The 23,854-nt window shown below is 61.1% G+C and carries 25 protein-coding genes; 7 read left to right on the top strand and 18 right to left on the bottom strand.

The features are described from left to right. Positions 1 to 17: 17 nt before the first annotated feature. The 8 genes from FDW83_RS09585 to FDW83_RS09545 all read right to left on the bottom strand — a co-directional run bounded on the left by FDW83_RS09585 (position 18) and on the right by FDW83_RS09545 (position 7,585). Positions 18 to 1,526 carry an SCO6880 family protein gene (locus tag FDW83_RS09585; RefSeq protein ID WP_138137823.1) on the bottom strand — a complete coding sequence of 503 codons (1,509 nt, stop codon included), beginning with the start codon at positions 1,524 to 1,526 and terminating at the stop codon, positions 18 to 20. After that, a complete protein-coding gene (locus tag FDW83_RS19285) occupies positions 1,513 to 2,640 on the bottom strand; it encodes a hypothetical protein (RefSeq protein WP_240720936.1) in 1,128 nt (375 codons plus the stop codon). The genes FDW83_RS09585 and FDW83_RS19285 overlap by 14 nt, the downstream gene beginning before the upstream one ends. Before the next feature lie 148 nt (positions 2,641 to 2,788). Beyond that, complete coding sequence (locus tag FDW83_RS09570; protein ID WP_138137819.1) at positions 2,789 to 3,547, bottom strand: hypothetical protein; 759 nt, start codon at positions 3,545 to 3,547, stop codon at positions 2,789 to 2,791. Positions 3,548 to 3,574: 27 nt separating this feature from the next. Then, positions 3,575 to 3,844, bottom strand: a complete 270-nt coding sequence (locus FDW83_RS09565) for a hypothetical protein (protein ID WP_012623549.1) — start codon at positions 3,842 to 3,844, stop codon at positions 3,575 to 3,577. 11 nt (positions 3,845 to 3,855) lie between these two features. After that, complete coding sequence (locus tag FDW83_RS09560; protein WP_138137817.1) at positions 3,856 to 4,458, bottom strand: DUF6668 family protein; 603 nt, start codon at positions 4,456 to 4,458, stop codon at positions 3,856 to 3,858. A 36-nt stretch (positions 4,459 to 4,494) separates the two neighbouring features. Continuing rightward, a complete protein-coding gene (locus FDW83_RS09555) occupies positions 4,495 to 5,961 on the bottom strand; it encodes a chromosome partitioning protein ParA (protein ID WP_138137815.1) in 1,467 nt (488 codons plus the stop codon). A 41-nt stretch (positions 5,962 to 6,002) separates the two neighbouring features. Continuing rightward, the gene (locus FDW83_RS09550) at positions 6,003 to 6,512 is read right to left on the bottom strand and encodes a hypothetical protein (protein ID WP_138137813.1); all 510 of its coding nucleotides are present in this window, start codon (positions 6,510 to 6,512) and stop codon (positions 6,003 to 6,005) included. Then, entirely contained in the window at positions 6,512 to 7,585 is a 1,074-nt protein-coding gene (locus FDW83_RS09545; protein ID WP_138137811.1) for a CHAP domain-containing protein, read from the bottom strand. The genes FDW83_RS09550 and FDW83_RS09545 overlap by 1 nt, the downstream gene beginning before the upstream one ends. Positions 7,586 to 7,917: 332 nt before the next feature. On the opposite strand from FDW83_RS09545, the gene FDW83_RS09540 reads away from it, so the two are divergent. Then, positions 7,918 to 8,904 carry an alpha/beta fold hydrolase gene (locus FDW83_RS09540; protein WP_240720935.1) on the top strand — a complete coding sequence of 329 codons (987 nt, stop codon included), beginning with the start codon at positions 7,918 to 7,920 and terminating at the stop codon, positions 8,902 to 8,904. Here the strand turns inward: FDW83_RS09540 and FDW83_RS09535 are convergent. The 3 genes from FDW83_RS09535 to FDW83_RS09525 are packed head-to-tail and all read right to left on the bottom strand — an operon-like array spanning position 8,901 to position 10,718. After that, positions 8,901 to 9,812 carry a hypothetical protein gene (locus FDW83_RS09535; RefSeq protein WP_138137809.1) on the bottom strand — a complete coding sequence of 304 codons (912 nt, stop codon included), beginning with the start codon at positions 9,810 to 9,812 and terminating at the stop codon, positions 8,901 to 8,903. The genes FDW83_RS09540 and FDW83_RS09535 overlap by 4 nt on opposite strands. Before the next feature lie 6 nt (positions 9,813 to 9,818). Beyond that, a complete protein-coding gene (locus tag FDW83_RS09530; RefSeq protein WP_138137807.1) occupies positions 9,819 to 10,265 on the bottom strand; it encodes a hypothetical protein in 447 nt (148 codons plus the stop codon). Then, on the bottom strand, positions 10,266 to 10,718 hold the full coding sequence (locus FDW83_RS09525) for a hypothetical protein (protein ID WP_138137805.1): 453 nt from the start codon (positions 10,716 to 10,718) through the stop codon (positions 10,266 to 10,268). Positions 10,719 to 10,952: 234 nt separating this feature from the next. Between FDW83_RS09525 and FDW83_RS09520 the strand changes: the two genes are divergently transcribed. From FDW83_RS09520 to FDW83_RS09510, 3 genes are all read left to right on the top strand, one after another. Further along, positions 10,953 to 11,165, top strand: coding sequence for a hypothetical protein (locus tag FDW83_RS09520; RefSeq protein WP_138137803.1), 213 nt, complete (start codon positions 10,953 to 10,955; stop codon positions 11,163 to 11,165). A gap of 192 nt (positions 11,166 to 11,357) precedes the next feature. After that, a complete protein-coding gene (locus FDW83_RS09515) occupies positions 11,358 to 11,594 on the top strand; it encodes a hypothetical protein (RefSeq protein WP_011776892.1) in 237 nt (78 codons plus the stop codon). A gap of 303 nt (positions 11,595 to 11,897) precedes the next feature. Next, a complete protein-coding gene (locus FDW83_RS09510) occupies positions 11,898 to 13,640 on the top strand; it encodes a MarR family transcriptional regulator (RefSeq protein ID WP_240720934.1) in 1,743 nt (580 codons plus the stop codon). Positions 13,641 to 13,815: 175 nt separating this feature from the next. Here the strand turns inward: FDW83_RS09510 and FDW83_RS09505 are convergent, their stop codons facing one another. Continuing rightward, positions 13,816 to 14,400 (bottom strand): hypothetical protein, encoded by a 585-nt coding sequence (locus tag FDW83_RS09505; RefSeq protein WP_240720933.1) that lies wholly within the window; start codon positions 14,398 to 14,400, stop codon positions 13,816 to 13,818. Between the two features lie 155 nt (positions 14,401 to 14,555). Next, positions 14,556 to 15,497 carry a ParA family protein gene (locus FDW83_RS09500; RefSeq protein ID WP_138137797.1) on the bottom strand — a complete coding sequence of 314 codons (942 nt, stop codon included), beginning with the start codon at positions 15,495 to 15,497 and terminating at the stop codon, positions 14,556 to 14,558. Between the two features lie 1,212 nt (positions 15,498 to 16,709). Here FDW83_RS09500 and FDW83_RS09495 point away from each other — a divergent pair. Then, positions 16,710 to 17,276 (top strand): recombinase family protein, encoded by a 567-nt coding sequence (locus FDW83_RS09495; RefSeq protein ID WP_138137795.1) that lies wholly within the window; start codon positions 16,710 to 16,712, stop codon positions 17,274 to 17,276. A gap of 299 nt (positions 17,277 to 17,575) precedes the next feature. On the opposite strand, the gene FDW83_RS09490 is transcribed toward FDW83_RS09495, so the two are convergent. Beyond that, complete coding sequence (locus FDW83_RS09490) at positions 17,576 to 18,181, bottom strand: dihydrofolate reductase family protein (protein WP_138137793.1); 606 nt, start codon at positions 18,179 to 18,181, stop codon at positions 17,576 to 17,578. A 482-nt stretch (positions 18,182 to 18,663) separates the two neighbouring features. On the opposite strand from FDW83_RS09490, the gene FDW83_RS09485 reads away from it, so the two are divergent. After that, a complete protein-coding gene (locus FDW83_RS09485) occupies positions 18,664 to 19,479 on the top strand; it encodes an alpha/beta hydrolase (protein WP_240720932.1) in 816 nt (271 codons plus the stop codon). A gap of 202 nt (positions 19,480 to 19,681) precedes the next feature. Beyond that, on the top strand, positions 19,682 to 20,161 hold the full coding sequence (locus FDW83_RS19485) for a hypothetical protein (protein ID WP_240720931.1): 480 nt from the start codon (positions 19,682 to 19,684) through the stop codon (positions 20,159 to 20,161). 39 nt (positions 20,162 to 20,200) lie between these two features. Here FDW83_RS19485 and FDW83_RS09475 read toward each other — a convergent pair whose 3' ends face one another. The 4 genes from FDW83_RS09475 to FDW83_RS09460 form a co-directional block, all read right to left on the bottom strand. Continuing rightward, on the bottom strand, positions 20,201 to 20,881 hold the full coding sequence (locus tag FDW83_RS09475) for a TrkA family potassium uptake protein (protein WP_138137791.1): 681 nt from the start codon (positions 20,879 to 20,881) through the stop codon (positions 20,201 to 20,203). 4 nt (positions 20,882 to 20,885) lie between these two features. Continuing rightward, positions 20,886 to 22,352 (bottom strand): TrkH family potassium uptake protein, encoded by a 1,467-nt coding sequence (locus FDW83_RS09470; protein WP_171027516.1) that lies wholly within the window; start codon positions 22,350 to 22,352, stop codon positions 20,886 to 20,888. A gap of 524 nt (positions 22,353 to 22,876) precedes the next feature. Further along, complete coding sequence (locus tag FDW83_RS09465) at positions 22,877 to 23,287, bottom strand: STAS/SEC14 domain-containing protein (RefSeq protein ID WP_138137789.1); 411 nt, start codon at positions 23,285 to 23,287, stop codon at positions 22,877 to 22,879. Positions 23,288 to 23,430: 143 nt separating this feature from the next. Beyond that, on the bottom strand, positions 23,431 to 23,844 hold the full coding sequence (locus FDW83_RS09460) for an Hpt domain-containing protein (RefSeq protein WP_138137787.1): 414 nt from the start codon (positions 23,842 to 23,844) through the stop codon (positions 23,431 to 23,433). Positions 23,845 to 23,854: the final 10 nt, after the last annotated feature.

The following is a 23,854-nucleotide window of genomic DNA, read 5'->3' as shown; positions in this document are numbered from 1 at the left end:
TAGGTCCTTAAATGCCATCAGAGTGCATCCTTGATTTCGGAGGGGACCATGCTGTGCTTGGGTAGGACAAGCCCCAGCGGCAGCGAGGCGGCAAAGGCTGTGTCCTGCGCGCCGTAGGCGCGGCGCAGGAGCACCCGGGCCGTGCCGGAAGTCTGTTCGATGGCGGCCACGGCATCAGGCAGCCGTTCCCTGTCGGTCACCGTGGCGGTAACGACCATGCCGAAGTTCACCAGGCCGGCGCCGCGGGCTTCTTCCTGGGCGGTCTGCACGGCTGAGCGGGCATCAACCAGGGCGCGGGCACTGGGCCGGGTCCCGGAGGTGATGCGGACGTTGGCATTGTTCTGGTCCCGCTCCACGACACTCGCGGCCTTCGCCGAATCCATCGGACGGTACAGCAGGGAAACCCGTTTGCGGTCAATATCCCCGTGCGGAGCCAGCAGCCGGGACAGGACCGACGAGTTCACAGAGCCGCGGGGTGCGCCGGTCATCGTCCAGGAGACAGAGAACGCACTGTCGTGCCGGTAGTCCTCCCAGTTCGCCTGCGTCGCGGTGGGTCCGACCTCACCCCAGGCCAAGGCAACGGGGGAACCGGCTGCATGGGCCTCATCAATAATCAGCGCGGCAGGGGGATCGTAGGCGATACGGACGACTTCACAGAGCTCCTGCGCCGACATCGGACGGGCGATACCGGCACCGGTGGACTGCAACCGGGCTGACAGGCCGGGAATCCGCGAGGCCAAGTCCCGGGCAACATCCTCGGGGGTGCGCTTCTTTGACCCGGACCGCAGGGAGGCGTTGAAGGTCAGGGACACCCAGGCACGGACCGTTGCCGATCCTTCCGGGTAGGTCTCTACGACCTCGCGGAGAATGGCCTGTGCGAATTCGGGTGCGTTGGGGTCGATGTTCATCTCGACTTCGTTGCGGAGCCTGTACCCGGAGTCGGGGGCGGTCTCGACGGTGACGGCCGCGGCGTCGAGGCCTGCTTCGTCGGCAAGGCCGGCGAGCCAACCGCCCCAGTTGGCCACCCATGCGTCGACCTGCTCAGGGTCCACCAGGGAGGCTCCGTCAGGTTCGGTGGAGAATATGACCGTGAAGTGGCTGGTCGCTGGCACGTGCAGCATGGCGAACGGGCGCTTGTAGGAGTCAGCGAACTCGTACAGGGTCGACTTCGCGGCCAGCCCTGGAAGCTGGTACATGCCCCACTCCGTTACACCCAAAGGGCCGGAGCGGTAAAGGTTCGTTCCAGTGGACTTGGAGAGCCGGAAGCTCATGCGGGTGCCGAAACGGTCTACAACGGACTGGCCGTGCTTGTCCTTGACCGTGAGCAACAGGGCGCTGGCCCCGGCAAGGGCGAGGACAGCGAGGCCCGGGAACAGGCCCCAGATAGCGAAAGTGGTAATGCCCACCAACAGTCCGGCCATGACAATACCGGTGCCAATGGCGCCGAGGTTGCCCAGACCGGCGGAGCGCGGTACGCGCCAGTTGCCGTAGGACGGTTCCTTGTATTCGGTGTTAACTGCTGCCACTGGGGCCCTCCCCGGTTGAATCCTGCGCGGTCTTCTCGATTGCCTGCGACGTCTTGGTTGCCACCTGTGCCCCGGCGGCTAGAGCCATCCCGGCCGGGCCAGCAGCTGCTGCCCCGCCACTTGCCCCTGCCGCTGCTCCTGCGGAGCCTGCCTTGCCTGCGGCCGCAGCGCCAGCGGCTCCGCCCGGACCCGTAACACCGGGGGTTGGTTGCCCTCCCCCGCCACGGGGACCAGACGCTCCTTCACTGCCCTTCGGCGAAGCGCCGGTAGAAGTGCTCTGCGTACTGGCCGTAGTGCTTGTCGTAGCGGGGATTGGTGCGGCATTGCTTCGCCCGCTGCCGCCACGGCCCAGGGACACGGCTCCCGTAGCCATCGCACCAACGGCAGCCCCGGCTGCTGCTCCACTGCCTGCGGCGACGGCACCAACCATCGGCGTTACGAACCGCATCAACGCCGGCAGCGCGAACAAGGCAACAATCATCAGGGTGAAGCCCGTGATCGAACCAACCAGGGCGTCCTGCCCACTGCTATTACCCATCAGAAGGAACGCGACCGAGTAAACAACGGCTGCCGCGGGCTTGTAAAGAATGAACGCAATCGTCCAGCCAACGGCCCTCTGGAACCACTGCCTGCCCATCTCAGTGTTGGTGAACGCGGCAGTGGTGGGAAGGATGCCTGCCAGGATTACCAACATGCCGCTCCGGACCACCATCAGAACAATCTGGACCAGTGAGGCAATCAATCCGATCAAACCAAGGATGATGAGAATGAAGACGGCGTCGGTTTGCTGGATAACCGCTATTTTCTGAAAAGCCTCGGCGAACCCCTTACCGTCGGTGGAACGCTCGATGATGGCAACAGCAAAGGCATCCGCGGCGATCACCAGGATCGAGATGACGCCCAGGCCCAGCCCCGACACGAGAGTGAGGGTGAGCAGCGAACGGAGCAGGTCCTTCAACGGTGCTCCACGCTGTTCCCAGATCATCCGGATCCCTCCAAGGATCACGGCGAGAACTGCCAACGCCAAGGTCCAGGGCAGCAACTCACTATTGACGTCAGAAACAACAGGGCTTGGTGTGCTGCCGTCCTCACTGGCCAGGTTCACGGTCGGCATCGAAACCCAGAAGGTAGACAGAGTCGTCACCATCTGACTCATGCCCTCCATGATGGCCTTCGCTAAGTTCCCAATAGCGTCATCAGCGATGCCAGAAATTACATTGCCCAGGCCACATCCGAAGTCCCCAAAGTCGCACTCGGCCATATCAGACACCAGACCAGAGGATTAGGCCGCTGAGGTCGCTGATTTGGGTAGCTCCCGTGAAAGTGACACCGTCATCTGCTGGTTTCACTTTCCAATCCCCGTCCATCCAGCGCATGGACACTGTGAGTCGGCCCAGTGCGCCTTTGTCCGTTTCGAAAGCAAGATCGATATTCGCCTCGCTAGGCGAATAGGACCTCATGAGGAATCCGCGCACCTGAATAGGTGTAGTGGGAGCCGTCGTCTTGGTATCGGCGGCTACTTCACGCATTGCTGCGTCCCTACCAGTGCCGGGGACAAGCAGTTTGTCAGCGAGCTTCTGCTGCAACTCCGTGGAGCCGGATGAGCCAAGCGCTGCGACATTCATTGCTGCGTATAAGGCCCCGGTGGGCGAATGCGAAAAGCAGGATCGAAAACCACTTTCGTCGGTTGTGCCCGGGCCGAATGTTTCTGGATCGGAGGGCGTGGCTATGCGTCCTACAAGCTCCCAGTTTGATTTTGGTGCAGTTCCCAGCGTTGTTTCCGAAGAAGCGGGCAGCCCGCAGACGCTCTCACCGGCAGCAGCTGAAGCATCGAGACTGGCCTCGGCTGTGCTGCTGGATTCAGCGGGGGCAGGGGCGGGCTGTGCGTTGCCCTGTCCTTTGGGGAGAAGGAAGATCACGATGGTTGATGCGATCAGCGCGACCACCAGCGCGGCCGCAATGATGAACCCGGGTCTGGTGAACGGATTGCTTTCGGTGGTGCTCTCTGTTGACTGGCTCATGGTGAACCTCCCGTTGTTGGTGCTGGCTTAGACGAACGCGCGGACAATGCCGGCGGCACCGGTGATGATGATGCAGCCAAGGAGGACCCAGCCGAGCTTGCCGATGGCCTGTGCGCCTTCGCCTCGCTGGAGCTGGATGACCATGCCGATGCCGACGATGATCACGCCCAGGACGCCGAGAACCAGACCGATACCGGAGGCCCAGTTCAGAACCAGGAGCAGCCCGTCTGCCTCTGCCGGGATCGTCGGAGTGGGGTTGGGGATGACGCCGGTTGCAAGTGCGGAGAAGTAGTTCATGGTGAGACCTTTCAGTGAGCGGTGTTTGATGTGTCGGCAGCCAGGGTGGCTATGTCAGTAATGAAGCGTTGGTATTCGCAGGACGGCTGCGCGGTGGTGTCCCCGTGCCGCCAGGCTTCTACCCAAGGCAGGGCCCAGAACCGGGGCGCTCCCCCGCCGACGATGGTGGAGAAGTCACGCAGTGCTTTGGGAGTCTTCCCCGGTGCGTCCGCCAGGATCGCGAGGCCGAGCAGGTCAGCTTTCGGTGCGGCACCTGATACCCATTGGGTCAGGGCACTCCTGGCGGCTGTCAGGCCACGCATGTCCGCACGGCAGACCAACAGCACCTGCGGCTCGCTTCCGTCATTGAGGACGGGCCAGCAGTGGTCGGTGGCATGTCCACAGAGGAGGTCCGCGATTCTGCTTTCTCCCGCTCCCCCATGTGCGCCGATGATCCACAACGCGGCGGAACCGGTCATGGTGCGGCGGGCGAGCCGGTCCGTTGCGGCGGGCTCCACCATCCCCTTTAGTGGGGCACTGATGACGGCCGCCGGCGGCATATACGTATCCGTTGTTTCCTGGTCCGGGGTGTCGGCGGTGGGGCTGGTGATCCAGGGATTCAGGGACTGTTGCATGGTTCCTCCTTTCGAAAGTCCGAATGACGGGTGGGTTTAGAAGCCTTTGGCGACGGCGGCCGCGGCCGCCAGCCATGCCCGCTGGGTGGCAGGCTGCAGGGCTTCATAGCGGATGGGCCCGTTGACCAGTGCCGGATCGTAGGGAATCCGGACGACAGCCCGGACGAACGGTTCGAAGCCGTCCGCGATGCGCTGGGCCTCGTCTTTGGCCCGCTTCAACGCGTCCCCTGACATGGCGCGCTTGGCGTCGGTGGATTCAGAGACGATGACGACGGCGTTGCGGGCCAGCGCTGCATCGTGGCCGCCACGGGATTGGAGGGTCTGCAGCGTCAGCCGGGCGGCTTCGGCGCGGTCCTCGATGGCCGTTACGGGAACGACGAGTTGGTTGGTGTGGTGGATCATCCGGCGCCAGTTCGCCGCCCGGGCGGTGTTGCCCGAGTCCATGACCACCAACCGGTAGTACCGGGTGAGGACCTGGTGGGCGATGTCGACTTCCTCCGCAGTGACTTCGTGGTCGCCTTCTTCGTTCTCATCCGAGCGCAGGACGTCGAACTTGTCCGCGGTCTGGTGGTGAACGAACTTGGCGATGTCGGCAGCGTTCGTTGACGGGGAGAGCAGCTCGGTCGAGGAATCGATTAGGTCCAGGACGCTCCGGTCATGGGCGCCCTTTTCCGTCCGCCAGCCCAGGGTGCCTTGGGACTCGTTGTTGTCCCAGGCGACGGTAGCGGCCCCGCTGTAGCGGGCGAGGATGGCCGAGAGCATAACCACCGTGGGGGTCTTGTTCGCCCCGCCTTTGCGGTTGACCACGGCGATGGTTCGGGGACCGGGCCAGTGCTGGCTGACCGTGCGGATATCCTCGCGCTCGGAGAGTTCTTTGGCGGAGGGGTCCAGCCGGAAGCCAAGGCGGGTGAGCGCACCCCGCCAGCCCTGTGTGGCCGGCTCCAGGACCGGGGCGCTGACCAGGAAGGAGGTTTCCTTCAAGCTGCGCCGGGTCGGCGGGGCTTCTTCCGTGACCTCTGCCGTCTCCAGCACCGAGGTAGCCGGCTTGTCCGTCGTCTCTGACGACACGGGATTCGGCGGCCACGGCTGGCGGTCCACGGCAGCGACGGCGGCAGCAGTGGGCTCTGCCGGAGCAGCCACAGGCTGAGGCGCAGGGGCTTGGACGGTGTCAATGACTGTGGGAACTGCACTTTCCGGCGCGGGTTCCGGTGCCCGGCGTCGGGCGGGGCGTGCCTCGTAGGAGACGGATTCAATCCTGTTGTCCGGGTGCACGATGAGTTCGCCGTGCCCTTCGGGATCTTCGATCTGGACCCTGACGGGACGGTTCAGCGTCTGGGCCTCGCCCACGACGAGGGCCAGGGCGTTGTTCCGAAGATCCTGCACGGACTCCCCTGCAGGGACGATGCGGGAGTTACCCGCAACTACGACCTCAGCGGTTCCGTTGTCACGGACGATGGCCCGGATGTTTGGAAAGGCCAGGACCTCGGTTGATGTGGTGCTCATGGGCTTCTTCCTTACGTGTGTGAGATGGAGGGTTCCGGCGCTTAGGACGAGGGAGGTGTGAAGCGGTTGACCTTCCACGGGGCTTCCTTGCCCGTGCGGAGCAGCTGCACCGTGTAGGTCCCGGCGTTGGTCGGAACCGCCGCCATGACCCCGTAGCCGTTGGTTTCATCGACGTTCAGCGCGGCCGGGCCGGTGACATGGTCTGCAGGGATGTTGGCCGGGTCCACGGCCGAGTAATCAGCGGTGGCCTGTGGCGTCAGCCAGCGGGCAAGATCGTTGGCCCATCGCTGCTCCTCCACGCCGGGGCGGGCAAAGTCCGCCATGGCCTTCTCAGCGACGTCCACTGCCGCATCCTTGCTGGCCTGATCCCAGGTGATGCCGATCGTGGCCGGGACCGTGCCACCGGGAGCCTGTGGTCCGCTGCTGGCGCTCAGCGAAACCGGCGCGGAAGGCGTGGCGATCGATTCTGCCGGTGCAGGCGTGGTGTTCGCTGCCGGTGCGCACGCGGCGCAGAGCAGGGCTACTGCGATGAGGGCCGAGGGCTTCTTCATTACTTCTCCTCTTGGGTGGGCAGGTACAGGAACGCGGAAGGGACATCGCTGCTGACGGTCCGGGTGTAGTAGTTGTGGTCATCCGGGGGCGGGTTGCCGTTGTAGCCCTCTTCGACGTAGCTCCCGTCGTCTTTGACTTCCTTGACCACCGCGACGTGACCAAAGGTCGGGTCCGCTCCCCCGACGCCGGGCGCGTACCAAACGACCGCGCCCACCTTGGGGGTGCTGCCGGTGGCCCAGCCCTTGGCGTCCCACCCGGCCTTCCACGTCAGGGCCGAGCCCAGGCGCTGGCCGTCCGGGCGAAAGTTGCCGTTGAGGAACTTGAACGGTTCACCGGCGGACCCCATCTGCTGGTTCACCCGCCACATAGCGAAGTCCACACACTCGCGGTAGTAGAAGTTGAACGGTGAAATGCTGCCGGCTGTACCCACCTGCAACCAGGTCGGAGAGTTTTTCCACGGGTAATCGTCCCCGGCACCGGACTGGCCCGGAATGGCGCAGTCGCTGCCTTCTAGGGAGAATTTTCCGTCCGAGAGTGCCTGGACGATCTTGACTGCCTCAGGCCAGTACTTCTGGTAGTGATACGGATCGGCGTTGCGCTGGACCTTGTTGCCGGCCAGGGTCGGTTCCAGCAGCTCCCAGCCTTCGACCTTCTGCAGGGCCTCGATGAAGTTCGTGGCGCTGATGGTCGGGTCCATGCGGTCCGCGTAGGAGCCCCACCCACCGTTATCGCGCTGCTGGAACAAGCCACGGGAGTCAGGGCCCGGTCCGTCGCCGTAGTCAAGAACTCGCAGGCCGGACTCTCCCAGGGACACCATGACGCTGATCATTTGGCCCTTCACGGACAGGTTTAGGGCCTTACCGGCACCCATGATCGTCGCGGCGTTCTTCAGCTGTTCCTCGGTGTAGCCCTCAAACTTTGGGTCGCCGTTGATAAACACTGACACGGTCGGGCCGCAGTCGGCAGCCGCGGGCTTTGCCGGGGCAAGGAGTAAGAGCATGGAAAAGACCAGCCCTATCAAGATGCCGGGAACCACGATCAGCGCCACGAGACCAAGTGACTTCCGCTGCATGCAAATCCCCCTTTGAGCCCCCAACGTGCCCTCACCAAGAATACTTGCGTGTGGTGAACATGTGCAACGCCTGTAGTGGGCCTGCTTCGTACATATCTAAGGCGAGAGGAACGCTTACGATGATTGGGCTCCGATACTCTTCCCGGATCGGCGCTGGAGGGCGGGACATGATGCTGACGACAAGGCGTGGCCTCGCCTGCCTGGCGTTCCTCGTACCCGCAAGCTCACTATTCGGATTCGCGGTCGTCATGGCGCGCAAGATCGTTAGACGGGGCCCAAAGGATTACCGTCGCGCCGAACTGACAGATGATGGCCGTAGAGTCCGCATCGACTTGGATGACTACACCAAAGCCCACGGCGACTTCGCCGTCTTCGACCCTGCGGCCGGGCGTTACACCAGGGTCGGAGAGGTCACCCTGATCGACGAGGATCAAAAATTTGTGGAGCGTCGAATTCATCCGACCGGGTCTGGGCCGATGACTTTGGGGCCCCTGGTCGACTGGACACCCGACGTGTTCTTCGAACCTTCTGCCGTGGCCGGGCGGTTTGAAGAGGTACACATCCCCACCGCCTACGGTGCGGCGCCGGCATGGCTATTCGAAGGTAAGACCGCGGACACATGGGTGATCCACATCCATGGCAGCTGGACCGACCGCTCTATCATGTTCCGTGACGTCCACGCCTTCAGTTCCTTGGGATTCACCTCCTTGGTGCCCTCATTCCGCAGCGACCTGGAGGTCAGCCCCCTACAGGCCGAATCGAGCCACCTTGGTCAAACGGAATGGCGAGACGTGGAAAGCGCTTTGGCCTACGCCGTGGCTCACGGCGCGCAGCGAATCATCCTCTCGGGCTGGTCAATGGGTGGGACGATTGCCCTGCTTACAGCGGAATGCAGCGCCTACCGTGACCGGATAGCCGGGATCGTCCTGGTAGGACCGGTCACGAGCTGGCGTAAAACCATCACGGCGGGAGCGGAGGCCGCCGGCGTGCCTGCGCTAGGTGCCGGCCTTGTCATGTCCTTGCTGCAGGCTCCCCCTTTCGCGAAGATGCTCGGGCTGGAGGAACCGATCAACTTCGATGCCCTTGAATGGGTCGACATACCTAATCGGGTGTCGGTCCCGACCCTGGTCCTGCACTCGAGCGCGGATCAGACGGTTCCCTGGGAAATCTCGGCAGCGTTCCAACGCGCGAACCCCGACACCGTCACCCTGGTTCCCTTACCTGCGGCGCACCACACGCAGGAGTGGAATGTGTCGCCTCAAACCTTCACCAACGAACTCACAAATTGGATCAACAAAACAATGCTGACCGCAGGCTAGACCCGCGCGTCCAGCTTGGCCTCGATATGGCTGATCCTGCCCTGAACAGACTCCGGGAATGTGCTCATGTTCCCCCGCTGGTAGTTGTGCAGAACAATGAGGCTTTTGTAGACCCCATTCTCCAGCGTTTCATTGAACAGGTCCCAGGCCGGACTAACCCGGGACTGATCTGCATGTACTCGGATCCTCAGCGCAGTAAGCCAAAGCGCATCAATCATCCAGAGCCGCAACCTCGGCAGCTGCTTGGACAGGAAAAGAATCAGCCATCCCGCAGCTGTCACCGAGAGGCCGGCATAGAAAAGGCGGTCAAACCAGACTCCGATCGCCTCTGCGAAGGCATCCCAGGACGTGAAGTGGAATAGCAGCACATATGCAATGTGGCACGAGACGGCCGCCGCGACCACGACCAAGCCCGCTGAGAATGTTGCGTACAGGCCCCTGCCCTTGTGCCGAAGCATGTAAATGATCCTAAGCACGGTGAAGAGTAACGCGAACATGTACGTGCCGCTGTAAGTGGCAGTTGCGAGTTGGTCCATGCGGTTATCAATGAAGTCCGCAGAGGTTGGACCTTTGTCCTCAATGAGGGCGAAGCTGACAATCATGATGGGAATGCTTAGCAAAGGAGCATAGTAAGTCCACCTGACTGGTACGTTTGCTAACCGCCGCACACTGTCGTTGAAGAAGAAGATCGCCAACAGCGCGAAGATGGCTTGAAGAAGATTCGTCACGTTGACGCCACCGAGGTAGCTGTCGATGGACGCCAGCGGCGTAACCGTTCCCAGGACAAAAAGCGCCGCCAGGCCGAACATCGAAGCCACCCACGAGGCCCGGGCTTCCGCCACCTTGACTACCGAGGGGATCCGAAGGATGCATAGGGCACTCAGCAGCGCAAAGAGTAACTGTTTCATGGTCTATCAGAGGAAAGGATCAGTCTCGGAGGAGCTGCTCGCGCGGGTCTTCTTTGACATCTCGAATGCAAAATCCTCCACCCAGCGTTCTACGGGATGATTCGGAACAGAACAGCAGCTCATGCTTTTCGCGCGGGCAGCCTCCTTCAGCATCTCTTCAGAGAAATCGGGCAGAACTAAGTGGCCTTGGAAGCTTTCCAGATATATGTGCCCGAGCTCGTGATAGATGCAGTGCAGCTTGTACTGCGTCGAGTTTTGCGGCGGGACATAGATCTTGAAGTGATCTTCAAAGTCCAATTTGAAGGCTGTCAGAGTTCCCCAAGACCCCTCCTGCTCGATCAGCTTAATCGGCTTTTCGCAGATGACGGCCAGACGTTCGAGGACCTCTACCATTGACGTCGTGCCGTCTCCGCATAACTCCCGGACCTTTTCTGCGACCGGTGGGAGGCCCATTCAGTCTTCCTCTTCGCCGTTCATCGACGCATCGATGATCCTGGTAATCGTCCGCAGCATCTCAGGCGAGGTGGCGCCCAGGTTTCTTGCCGCAAAGTTCTTTACCTTGAGCTTGCGCATCTGCACAAGGAACTCCATGCGCGCTTCCACCTCAGGGGGAGTCTCACTGTTGAGATCACACAAATAACTGGCGGGTATGGCAAAAACGTACTCTGCTATGCCCTTTAGCAGTTCCTGATCGGTCACCAGGCTGCCGGTGCCGTTGATCAAGTAGGACCACCGCGTCCGAGACAGGTGGATTCCGTGGGCCGAAAGTGCTTCTTCCACATGAGGGTACGTGAGCGCAGTGTTGTGATCGGACTCCCAGATATCCACCAGAATGCCCATGCGATCCGCCAGCCGCTCTTTCTTTTGTTGCTGCGTGAGAAACACGCTGCGGCCCCCATTTGCCATTTATAAAGCTCCTTAGCCAAGCTCAGCCTCTTGTATAGGCCGCCACACAGAGCAGGCGGGCAGCTAACAGAATGCTACCTGACACCTACCATAGGGTACAGGCAGTGAGTTGTGCATGTGCGAAGCATGTATGTAGTCTTTCGCTTGCTTGCTCTTTTAGAGGAGCATCGAATGCCGCCGCGGCAGACTCTGTACGTCTACAGGTTCTCTGGAACCGAAGTGAGGGTGAGTGACATGGAGGAATACCGTCCACCCAAGCCGCTCGGCAAGAAGGTGCCGCTGAACTGCCTTGTGCAACCTGATCAGCATTACGCCGCCTGGAAAGCGACGCAGCGGTACACCATGTCCTTCGGAGAGTACGTAGGCGCCCTGATAGACCGCGCGGAAGGACGTCCCAACAAGCTTGATGGGATGCAACAGGGGGCATTGCATGTCGAAGAGTCGTAGGACGCCAAACGGCGACACGTCACAAAGACGACACGCTGCCGTTTTCTGAAAACAAATCCCCGGAGGCCTACTGGGCCGGTGATAGTTTCGGAGCAGTCGCAAAGGATCATTCTGTGATTCAGCGGGGCGGGTATCACAACGATGAAGCTGTAGCGGCTTTGGCGGCGGCTACAAAATCAAAGGACACAGCAAATGACGGCAGTAGCAGTAAATCGAGGCGGCGGGCGTCCTAGCAAAGGGCTGCGTAAGTTCATTGGTTTTCGCTCACCTGAACCTACCGCTGACGGTATCGCCAAAGTGGCAGCGCACAAGGGCCTGACCGTTACGGAATACCTTCTGTCCGTTGTTGAGCCACGACTGAAAGAAGACCTGGCTGCACTTGACCAGGACGACTACCAGCAGGAGCTGCCCATTCGCATCGCCTCATAATACAAAGAAGGCCCGTACTAAGACGGGCCTTCGAAGCTTGAGACTTACCATCTGGATTGCTTGCCGGCGGATCAGATTGTAAGTCGTGGAGGGCCATAAGAGCCCATCCCTTGTGTTGCTATGAAACCGATCTGGCAGGATCGGCCCTTTTTGGTTACCTCAATCCCCGGAAGGATTACTCACATCGTACATCAGCACATCTCCGTGCTTCCAGCATGCCCGGATTCAGGCGTGTCAAACCAACGGGACACCCCGGCTACTGTCTGGTCAGCCTTGGCCCCCCTGCTAGCAGGCCAGCCTAGGATGCGGCTTTCGCGCGACGCAGGTAAGACATATCCGCAGAAGTACGAACGAAACCTAACGGAAGCACTTCCCTCGTTACCCGCGGCGGTGAGGATCTTCGGCAAGGACGGCACGTGCGCGGCAATCTTCCTCGACTTCGACTCCTCGGTAGCAGGTACGGATTGGGTCCAAGCCGACGTTCGCGCCGTTCAGACCTGGCTGCATTCGGTCGGTGCCCGCTGGATCGAGGACTACTCTCCGAACGGCGGCCGTCACGTCTACGTCCCATTAGCGCGGCGGATCACGTTCTCTGAAGCGCGGGATCTTGTCGAGGCGCTGGGCACCCGGTACCGGACCCTAGACAAGGCCCCTCACCAAAACCTGCTCCACGGCTGCATGCGAACTCCCGGCTCACCGCACAAGCGCGGCGGCCACCAGGAACTGGCAATGAGCCTATCCATGGCCTACGACATCGCCCGCCGCCCCAACAGCCCCACTGTCTGGGCCGCCATGACCAAAGACCTAGCCGCCGAAATCAAGGCAGTCCGGGCGCTCCGACAGGAGGAGTTCTTCACCCCGGCGACCGCGGACACACTCGCCATCCACCAGCCCGCTGGACGCATGTCCCGGAGCATGCAGGTGCTCGCTCAGACCGGCATCTATGACACCAACAAGTACGCCTCCGACTCGGAGGCGCGCCAGGCCGTCATCCTGTCGGCTGCAGCCGCCGGCCTACATCTCACGGATGTTGAGCGCCGGATGCTCCAAGGAACGTGGCCCGGGCTGGCCTCCTTCTATGTGCGCTACTCAGCCAAACACAGGCTGGCCTCACTGCGTCGTGACTGGCAGAACGCCATCAAATACCTAAGCAAAAACGAGACCAGCAGGGATGGAAATAACAATGTCCGCAGATCCCCCACAAGCCAACCAACTACACAGCCCCCCGCACTACAGGGCATAACTGAAATTTCGAACCCCGATGCGGAGCATCGGCACATCCGTACCTGGCGAAATGCTCTGCGGATCAGGGAGGCGAAATATCAGCAATCCAAGACTGGTCTGGCTAGGAGGATGGTTCTACGGTCACTGGGGGAGGCAGCCCATATGACAGGCTCCAGATTTGTTGAGTTCGGTGTCCGTTCCATTGCAGTCGCCACGGGATTGGACCACACGACCGTCGCCATGCATCTGCGAGAGCTGCGTGCCGAGAAGGATCCCCTGGTCACTCTTGTTGAGGAGGGACGGGGGACCAAGGGTGACCTCTACATGCTGACTATTCCGGAAGAGCTTAAGGCAGCAGCTGAAGACGTTAGATGGCAGAAGGGTAAAGTTCACGCCCTTCGCCCGGTTTTCCGTGTGCTGGGGCTGCCGGCCGCTTTCGTTTACGAAGCACTAGAGCACTCCCCCGCCATGTCCACAGTCGAGATTGTGCGCATTACGCGCCTGTCTCGTTCCGCCGTCCACGAAGCACTGGAAGTTCTTGCCGCTTGGAACCTGGTTGTCCGCAGTCCCGGCCGGGCCTGGTCAATCGTGGCCGAGACATCATTGAGACAGCTTGCCGAACAATTCGGGGTACTCGAAGCGGTTGCCCTTCAGTTACAGCGTTACCGTAACGATCGGATTATCTGGCGCGAATGGCTGGCCAGAAACGTCAATACCGTTCCGGAGCTCCTCTCCCCCGACGAAGATTATCCCTGGGAGATGTTCGAGGGGCCACCAGATGAATGGTCACTGTCCGACATGGCCTTCAGCAGAGTTGGATGACATCGGTGCTAAGGGCCTGCGAGTTGATTTTACCCATAGGCTCAGTCGGCACTTCTCAGCAGGCTGACAAGGCTGGGCTGCCACTCGTCAGAAACGTTGACACTCGCCTTTGTGCCATAAGGCATGCCATAAGCACTATAGGAAGACAAGCTATGGTTAAATCAAGAGGCGGGCATTACTCGGCCGACTGTGCCGCCTTCATATGAAGCTTGAAAACGACCGATACGAGTGCGCTGCGTGATGGAGCGCTGAACTCGGTGACCTTCTCGTCTAGCCAAGCGACCTGCATCCCATCGAGACGCAGCTGGATCTGAATGCCGGCTTCTCCCCTTTTACGCGGTGCCCGGCGGGGCATCCCGGATTTTGTCACCGTGGTTTCGGGAGTGAACTCCTTGGCGATCTGCTCGTCGTCAACGGCTTCGAAAGCGTCGATTAACAGGTCCGAGTAGGTCGTGCGTTCCTTGTAGACGGAATCTTTGACCTGCGCCAGGAGCTCCGGCGGCAGGTACACTCCGACGTTGCGTAGCGCTCCGGGAACTAGTTCGGAGGCTTTGTTTGCGTTAGCGGCTTTCTTGGCAGCAGGCTGGTGCCGCGTGGTGGCCTTTGCGGGCTTGATAAACGTAGGTGTGGGTTCCGCCCGCTCTCCCGCCGCTTCAAGGGGCGCCTCTTCGACTATTTCCTGCTCAGTGGGTGAATTATCTGCTTGTGGCTTAGTAGGTACGTGCGTGTCAGCGGGCTCGGATTTTGCTGATGCGGGCATCCGGACATTCTGGGTCGATGCCTGCATTGAGTCGTCCGTTTTCGGCTCCAATTCGCGGGTGCCCCTCCCCCGCTTCGAAGGCAGCAACCCTTGCAGTGCTGCACCGCGAGCAGGCGCTGCAGGTGCGAATGCCGCGGCAAGGTTTTGTCGGCCGCTCATGCTTCGTTCCCGCTTTCGATCTCGTTGAGTCGGGCGAGGATCTCGCCGGTCAGCTGTTCGTACTCTTCAGCGAGTCCCCCCGCATTGCGTGAGAAGAAGCCTTCTGCCGGCTTCTCCCCCGCCCGGAGCGCCTTCAGGCGGTTTTTCTGAGCGTCGGTAACGGCACCTTCAAGTTCGTGAAAGAGCAGGCCTTTGCGGCGGGCGTCCGCGCTTGCGCTCTCCAGGTTCCTAATGCGGGTTGCGAAAACCGGGGCGACGGTGCCGAGCATTTCTTCCAAGGTCTCTCGAACGCTTCGTTCGAGACGCATGGAACGCGGGCCGACACCGAACAGGACGATGCCCGCCAATTGCAGGGAGGGATTCCGATCACGTACAGCCATGAAGCGGCGTGCGACGCGTTCCACACCGTCGATGCTCGCATCATCAGAACGCGTAGGAATAACGACTGCACTGGAGATCGCGAAGGCGCCTTCTACGAGGATCCGCTCCCCTGGTGGGGTGTCGATCAGGATCAAGTCGTAATCGTCCGCCAGCGGGGCCAGAACGGAATAGAGCATGTCGCCGAAGTCGCCGGCGTCCGAGCGGCTGGAGCGGGACACCATCAGTCCCTGGATGTCTTCGAGGTCTTGGCCGCCAGGGATGACGTCGAGGTTTTCCCGCACGTCGCGCAGGATCATCGGCGGCGTGCCGGCGATCAGGGCCTGAAAGAATTCCCTCCCGGTCTGCCTGTCGTATCCGAGATCGCGGGCCAAGTCGCCCTGGGGGTCAAGGTCAATCAGCAGCACACGGGAGCCTGCCAGCGCAACGTACCCGCCAACGTTGGCTGCGGTGGTCGTCTTGCCGACTCCGCCTTTGCCGTTCGCTAGGGAGATGACACGTTCAATTGCGCGTGTTGCCTGTGGTTTCGGGGGTACTGGGGTTTGCAGCGATCGTGCCATCGGCCGACGAGTCTCCTACTTAATGTGGTGCATGTTCTTCTGCCTTCAACGCTATGTGCTGTCGTCTACGAATGCTGGCAGTGACACGGATAGGAGTGGGCATTTGTTGCTATGCAGTGGGAATGGCGGTAATCCGCGTTATGAAGATGACTGGCTTCGATACTTTCCCTCCTATGTGTGTTGACGTGGAAGAAGCAACAGCGATTCCCGCGGTGGACCTAGCGTTGACTCCCATGGTTATGCCAATCTGCGGTCTAGTGGTCTATCCCGCTTGTTTAATCGCTCGTGATCCCATTGTGGATACGGCTTTTTTATCTACTTAGCTTCCTATGGCGGCTGTGGCGTTCCGATATGCTTGCCTTCCTATCGCGGGCCGCGCATGCCACACTACCTACCTAGCAACAAGGCTGCCTATCCTCTATCCAGTAGGGCTTATGGCGTAGGTTATGGCAATAAAGCTTATGGCCGTCGCCCTGCCTGTCACCGTATGAGAGGCCGCGCCCGACGTACTGCTCGCGCAGCAACAAGTCTGCTTATGTCTGATCCAATAAGACCTATGGCATGTGTTATGGCGTGAAGCTCGATGATCTTGGTACAGCAAATGACATAGCGAGAACACGGAAGCGGCAGTTTACGCATGGACTCGTAGTTTATCTGCGGCAGAGACCGCTGTGGCTGCGGGGAAGCGACTGATTTAACCCAGACATGTCACTTAGATCAAACCGTGCGCTTCCTGTGGCCCGATAGTGGAAGCGGGAGATTGGCCCCTACCCCCAAACGCCGCATGCCGCTTGGGGGCCGTTAGGGAGCCTCTTTGCTGGGCGGCCTGGGAACACCACATTCACTGTATTCCTAGCCCAGCAAGCTCAAGCGGGCCGCCTTGTACCGGCGGGTGCCACACGGTGGCCGTTAACGGGCTAACTGATGAAGCGGCCTCTGGGCTGGCATGGTGCCCGCGCACCTCCGTTCGACTTTCCCGCGAATCGGTCGTTCGCTGGCACTGCCAACGCTGAGTGGCGCAGTGGGGGAGGGGTAGGCAGGAGTGAGCGCAGTCTTCAGCTGTTGCAGAAGGATCCGGAGAGGCCAATAACGACCGTTTCTGACTTGCCGTCGGCAAGCCTTCGAAAAAGTTGAAAAAAGCGCTCCTAGTCTTAGTCAAAACTGGTTGCCGAAAAGAAAACCGGTCAAAAGGCTGATGGGAGGGTTTTTGACGTGTCCAGGAACATAATCGGCTATGCAAGGGTCAGTACTCGTGGTCAGTCGCTCGATTCGCAGGTGGACGCGCTGGTGGCAGCCGGAGCAGTTCGCGTCTTCCAGGAGTACGCATCCGGCGCCACTCAGGCAAGGGCCCGGTGGAAGGATTGCTTGGATTATCTGCAGCCGGGAAATGTGCTGTTGGTCGCGGACCTGACCAGACTAGGCCGTAGTACCTCCGATCTTGCTGACATCGTCACGGTGCTGGGTCAGCGGGGGATAGGCTTTCGTTCCCTAGCTGAACCCTGGTTGGATACAACCAGTGCCCATGGAAAGCTCATCTTTGACATGTTCGCTTCCCTTGCCGAATACGAACGATCTCGGCTGTCGGAAAGAACAAAGGCCGGGCTGGCTGCAGCGAAAGCGCGGGGCCGGCTCGGAGGGCGACCCCGTTCGATGACGCCAGGGAAACTGGAAACGGCCCGGCAGTTGCGCAGTGAAGGGAAGACTTTGAAGGAAACTGCTGAGCGGCTCAGCGTAAGCGTTTCGTCCTTGACGCGAGCTCTGGCGCGCCAGGACAGTTAGGCCCTGGTGCCTTCGCTGAGATGGCAAGTGCGAGCGTGGCAAATGGGTGACATCAGATACTCCCCAAAGCGCCTACCTTGGCTCATCCAAGGCCACTTTCCCTTTTATTGAGAATCGACCAGAGGAGACACATTGTTGAGACGATGAAGGGTTCGCTGAACGCTGGAATGCAGGGCTCCGAAGGCTCCTGGCAACCAGGCCGTTTCGGTCTTGGTGAAGGATCCATAGATGAGACAGTGGGCGTCCCCTACAAAATGTTCCGCCCGTACATAATTCACTTGTAGGCCAGCTACCGGAACTCAAGTGAGGTGTCCCCTTGTTGAATAACGAAGGAGCACATTGTTCGAGTTTGGGAACCTGCGGCTATCCATCAGGTTGAGCGATGCAGGGACGTCAAAGATGGGCACGCCTTCGACGAGCGCTGCCGGACTCACCATAAGATGCAGCTCGTCGATCAGGTCTCGGCTGAGCAAGCCGTTCCACATGATCCGGCTTGCAAAGATGAGGATGTCCCGGTCACCTTCGTTCTGGGCTGCCTCGAGCCATGCAGCAGTGGCCGTTCTCGGGATGACTGTGGTGCTTTTTGCCCATGGGTTGTCGGGTGAGATTTTGAGGTTATCTGAGACGACCACTTTGCAAAGGGAGTTGTACGCGCTGCTAATTCGCCGGTTGTTCTCACTGAGTGCGCGGTTGCCGGGGTCTGCCGGGGCATTGGCCACGTTAGGCCAGTAGGCGCTGAATCCCTCGAATGAGTTCCGGCCCAGGAGAACAATATCTGCGGCTTCAATTCGTTCACGGTTGTATTCGTCAAAGGCTTCATCCATGTTCAGTACGAGTGGACTGCCATTAGGGGCGGCATAAAAGCCGTCCAAAGAAACGATGTTGCTAACAATGACGGTGCGCATGCCGATTCCCTTCGGTAGTTGTACCCGGCAACTGGTTAAGCTCCCGCTGTTGCCGTGAGATGCCCTGATGCTTGCAGCGTAATCACTTACTGGACGGTGGGGAGTGAGCGGCCGTGCTTGTGGTCAGCTCCGGGGCAACCCTAGGGGGCAGATTTTGTAACGGAAACCTGCGGTTCGCTTATGTCGAAAGCTTACGGCTCATTTGAAGTCACTGCTCCTCTGCTGTTTGCCGCTTCGGACCTGAAGGATGCAACATTTAAGGATTAGGTAAGGGCCAAGATAAGGATTAAGTAAGGGCCAAGGCCTCGCCATCGGAAGTATCTCGAGTGCATCATGATTCTCGGTCTGGTCTTGGCATGCTCGACGGCGTGCGTCAGCGGTCGGTGATCAGGTCGTGGGTCACGTGCCATGTGCGGCGGGAACCGCGCTGCGATCATAAGACGGTGGCGAGAAGGTTGACGGTGGGAAGGATCGTGCCGATCGTGACCGTGTTCGTCGTCGTCGGGCTCTTGGTTGGCATGCCGTGGTTCTTCCAACGCTCGCTCATTTATTTTCCCGACCGCGGCCAGCCACGCCCGGCCGCCGAGCTGTTGCCCGGAGCCCAGGAAGTCACGCTCACGACGAGTGACGGCCTCGAGCTCGGTGCCTGGTATTTGCCAGCCGCAGTCGCTTGCCGCGCGACGGTGCTCGTCGCACCGGGCAACGGCGGCAACCGGGCTTATCGGGCAGGGCTGGGACGAGCGATCAGCGAGCTTGGGTTCGGCGTGCTGCTCTTCGACTATCGCGGTTACGCGACGAATCCCGGGCACCCGTCCGAGGACGGTCTCGCGCGCGATGTCCGCGCCGCTCGCGAGTTCCTGACAGGTGCGGCAGGAGTACCGGCGGGCTCGCTTGTCTATTTCGGGGAGAGCATCGGCGCCGGGGTGGTTACGGAGCTCGCCACCGAGCACCCTCCAGCCGCGATGCTGCTGCGCTCACCTTTTACCTCGCTCGCCGACGTCGGCCGGGCAGCCTACGGCGTGCCGGTGGGCTGGATGCTTCGCGATCACTACCCGGTACGCGAGAACGTAGTGCGAGCGGACATCCCGATCGCCGTGGTCTACGGGAGCGCGGACACTATCGTGCCCGCACAGCAGAGCCGGGACGTGGCTCAGGCGGCCAGGGACGCCGGAAACTACGTCATCGAGGTGGAGGTAGCGGCGGCGGACCACAACGATGCAGCACTGGGGCTGGGTCCCGAACTCGTCGGTGCCCTCCTCGACGTGGCCGGCCGCGGGGGGGCGACCGGGTGCCCGTGACGGCTCAGGACGCCGAGTACACGCGCGTTTCGGCCGCTCACCATACTGTGGCAAGCCCCTTAGCCCCACCTGCATCGCTGGCCCTCGCCTCGGGCGAGGTATGCCGGACGAGCCCTGCCGGTGCTCGCTTGAGTCGAATCTGCGGTCTGGAGCGCACGATGAGCGACCGGCTTACGGGCGCTGCTTGGGTAACGTGTGACGCATGCCCATCAAACTCGAGAACGTCGGCATCGCGGTCCGCAGTCTCGAAGCGACAATAGCCTTCTTCACCGACCTCGGGCTCACCGTCCTCGGACGTGACACGGTCAGTGGAGAGTGGACCGACACCGCCGTCGGCCTCGACGGTAACCATGCCAACATCGCCTTGCTTCAGACCCCAGACGGTAACGGCCGCATCGAGCTCTTCGAGTACATACACCCCGAGGCGATCGAGACGAAGCCGACCCTGCCTAACGAGATCGGCACAACCGATGGAACCCAAGGACCTGCCCGAAAACAGCTGGCGTCAAGCCCGGACCGGGGACCTGCAATGGGCAAAGAACTACCTGTTCCCTTGGGCCCTGCGGCAACTCCGGCCCCACCCACCCGACAAAGAACTCCATGCGAAACGGCCAGAAGCCGGGCCTGTGCTCCAGACAGAAAAGCACCCGCGCCCAGTCCCGCTTCCAGCGCCGATTGGTAACGCGGCAAAATCGTCCGTTTCTTAGACCCGGGGATAAGCTCATGGGAGTGTGCTGAAGCTCTCCGCCAGGTTTTTGGGTCCTTGCACGATGATCTGGTCGTCGTCATACAGGACCGTCTGGGCGGTGGTGTGTGTCCAGGTGCCGCCGGGCCTTTTCACGGCTACGATGGTGATGCCGTACTGGTCCCGAAGCCCCAGGACACCGAGCGGGCGGTCCTGAGCCTCGGCCGGGGGCCGGGTGCGGATCATCACGAAGTCGTCCTCGAATTCCACGTAGTCCAGGATGGAGCCGCGGACCAGGTGTGCGACGCGCCTGCCCATGTCGTGCTCGGGGCGGATGACGTTTTCGACGCCGAGCTGGCCCAGGATTTCGGCGTGGGGTTCGCTGATGGCCTTTGCCCAGATTTGCGGGTGCTTGAAGGTGAGCAGCCTCGAGGTGGTGAGGATGCTGGCCTCAAGGTCGGTGCCAATCCCGACTACTACCCGGTCGAACTCGTGCACGGAAAGCTGCCTCAGTACTTCTTCTTTGGTCGAGTCGGCCCGGACCACGTGGGTCAGCCTGCCGTTGTAGGACTGCACGATTTCCTCGTCGCTGTCGATGCCCAGCACCTCCGTTCCCTGCTCTTCGAGCTCAAGGGCCAGCGCGCCGCCGAACCGGCCCAGGCCGATCACCGCGACGGAGTCGGCCTGCGCAATGCGCCCGGATCTGCGCGAGAACATGTCTTTAGCCAATGAGCGGCCTTTCCTTCGGGTATTCGTACATGATGGGGCGGCTGCGCACAGCCAGGGCCGTGCCAAGGGTGACCGGGCCAAGCCGGCCGATGAACATCAGCAGGATCAGCACCACCTGACCGGCCGGCGGCATCCCGGCGGTGATCCCGGTGGACAGGCCCACGGTGGCGAACGCGGAGACCACTTCGAAGAGGATCCGTTCCTGCCCGAAGTCGGTGATGAGCATCAGGAACATGGTCGAACCCACGATCAGGGCAATCGCCAGCAGGACGACGGTGATGGCCTGGCGGTGCACGGCGCGGGATAGCCGTTTGCCAAAGACGTTCACCGCGGTGCCGCCCCGTAGCTCGGTGGCAAGGATAAAGAACAGGACGGCGAACGTGGTGATTTTCAGCCCGCCTGCGGTTCCGGCGGGGCCGCCACCGATGAACATCAGGATGTCCATGCCCATCCAGGACACCGGGTGCATCTGGCCGATGTCTATGCTGTTGAAGCCCGCGGTACGGGTGATCACGGACTGGAAATACCCGGCCAGGATCCGCTCGCCCGGAGCCAGACCGCCCAAGGTGGCCCTGTTGGTCCACTCGGCTGCCGTCAAGAAGGCAGTTCCGCCGGCCAGGAGGACGACCGTGCCCAGGAGCACCAACTTGGTGTTCATGCTCCAGAAGATGGGCCGGCGGTATTGGCGGCGGAGTTCGAAGAGCACGGGAAAGCCGAGCCCGCCGATAATCACGCCGAGGGAAATCGGCAGGCACACCCAGGGGTCGCTGACAAAGCCCATGAGGTTGTCCGAGTACAGGGCGAACCCCGCGTTGTTGAAGGCGGAGATGGAGTGGAAGACGCCGTGCCAAAGTGCCTGGCCGGGGGAGTACCCGTAGCCCAGCTGGAACCGCAGCATCAGGACCACGGCCAGGAGGGTCTCCACTAAAACAGAGATTAGGAAGACGCCCAGCAGCACCCTTCGGACATCCCCGAAGCCTCGGCTTTTGGTCTCAGCGGCCGCCAGCATCTTGGAGCGCAGGCCCAGGCGCCGCGCGGTGAGCACGCCCAGGAGCGTGCCGAAGGACATCACCCCAAAGCCGCCCACCTGGATGAGCCCCAGGATCACGGCCTGCCCGAACCCGCTCCAGTACACCGGGGTGTCAACGGTAATCAGTCCCGTAACGCACACCGCTGAGGTCGCGGTGAACAGAGCTTCCAGCAAAGGAGCGCCGCCATCCCCGCTGCTAGCAACCGGCAGCATCAGCAGCCCGGTCCCGGCCGCGATGGCAAGCACGAAGCCCAGAACGATCAGCTGCGCCGGGTGCCGCGGGATCAGGCGGCGGACGAGCCTTTGCAGGGTAGACAGCTGCTGGTACTGGAAGGCTGCAACGGACCGGCTGTAACCGGCAAGCACCAGGCCTGCGTTCCGTCTCCGGCGGCGGGGTTTGGGGCTTCGCTGGTAAGCCTTCAGGTGCATAGGCGTCACCGTACCACCGGACAGACTTCACGCCATCAACGGCACAACCTGCCCCTAGACCATTGACGTCGCGGTCCCGATGCGCACCGCATATAACCAGTGGACCCAATTCGGGTTTTTTCCCAACTTCATGTCCAGGGTGGACTCTGTGGGCCCGACTCGATGACCGGAGGAATTACTTGGTAGTGAACGCCGGCGGTGCCCGACGCGAAGTTGACGCGGAAATCACGCGGAAATCACCGAGCAACGCTTCGATGAGCGGATTGCCTGGCGCAGAGTCAACCGTCAGACGCACCCCGGCACCGTCACCTGCCGAGACTGCACCTCGTCAGCCCAGTAGCGGTTGACCGAGTCAACAATGTGGGCGAATAAGATGCATAGTTCCATCTTGTAGGAAGACCAGACGCGAAAACAGCCAGGCTGGCTCACGAAACAGTGTCCGGTAAGGATCCTCTACCGGGACGTGATCGACCGAGAGGGCGCCGCAGCTACATGCGCTGCTGTGTCGTTCGGGGAGGGGCAAGTCATGAGGAATCACTCCTGCTGTCTGTCCCAGCTTCTGCCGCGCCTTTGTTTATCAGCCATGTCACGGCTTCGGTTTTGGAGTTGAAGAAGCGGGTGGGGCAGGGGAGGGTTTGCACACCCAAAGACCAGTTGGCGATTATCCGGTCCACTGGGCTTCTGCCGAGCAGTGCGATGCGGGAGGCGGCGCACCGGATGGTAAAAACGGAGCGTGCCTGCCGGCTCAAAGATTCGGTGGTAGTCATGTCCACCAACATCGGATATTCCACTCCGGCCGCAACGGCATTAACGGTTGCCATCGCGGCGCGGGCGTCGGCAGCTTCAATTCGAACTTTGGGATTCCACAGAAGATGAATCACCCCGTCAGAAAGCACCACGGTGCCTTTGCCGCCCTTAACGGTTACTGGTTCCACTGAGTCCGCCCCCAAACGGTCTGTGACTGGTCGTCACAATCTACCTGCCGGACGATCCTTCATGAGGAAAGGCCATGACCAGTACGAGTCCGGTCTATGGAAGGAAGTGCTGGTCAAGGGGCATTACGCGCAGGGGTCAGCTTTTAGGAAGTCTTGTTTGGCCGGTCCCGGAGGAGTGCTTTCAGGAGATTGCGGGTTTGCTCGCCGCATTGGTTGATGCGCCGTTGATAAGTGGCAGCGAGTCGGGGGAGAGCGTCGGCCGGGTCAGCGCCGGTGGCTTGGCGCAGGGCTTCCTCGACGTGGAGGGCAATGGCCGCCAGCCGTTCGGCGCCGACCATCTGACTGGAGGTGCGAAGACTAAGCACTGCATCCACGGCTTCAGCCATATCACCGCCGGTTAGGGCCGCACGCAGTCTTTCGGTCCGGCGGGGCAACTGCGTGATGAAGTCCTGAACGAACAATCTCCAAATGCCTTCATCGTCTTCAAGTTCATCCCGGAGCCTGTCGAGCACGGCCTTATCCAGGATGGGGAGGGTAAAGCCGTTTTCTTGGGTCATGGGTGCAGGT

The organism is Pseudarthrobacter sp. NamE2 (assembly GCF_005796205.1).
GTDB lineage: Bacteria > Actinomycetota > Actinomycetes > Actinomycetales > Micrococcaceae > Arthrobacter.
Note: the sequence above shows the minus strand (reverse complement) of the source record. Positions and strands in the feature narration are given on the sequence as shown.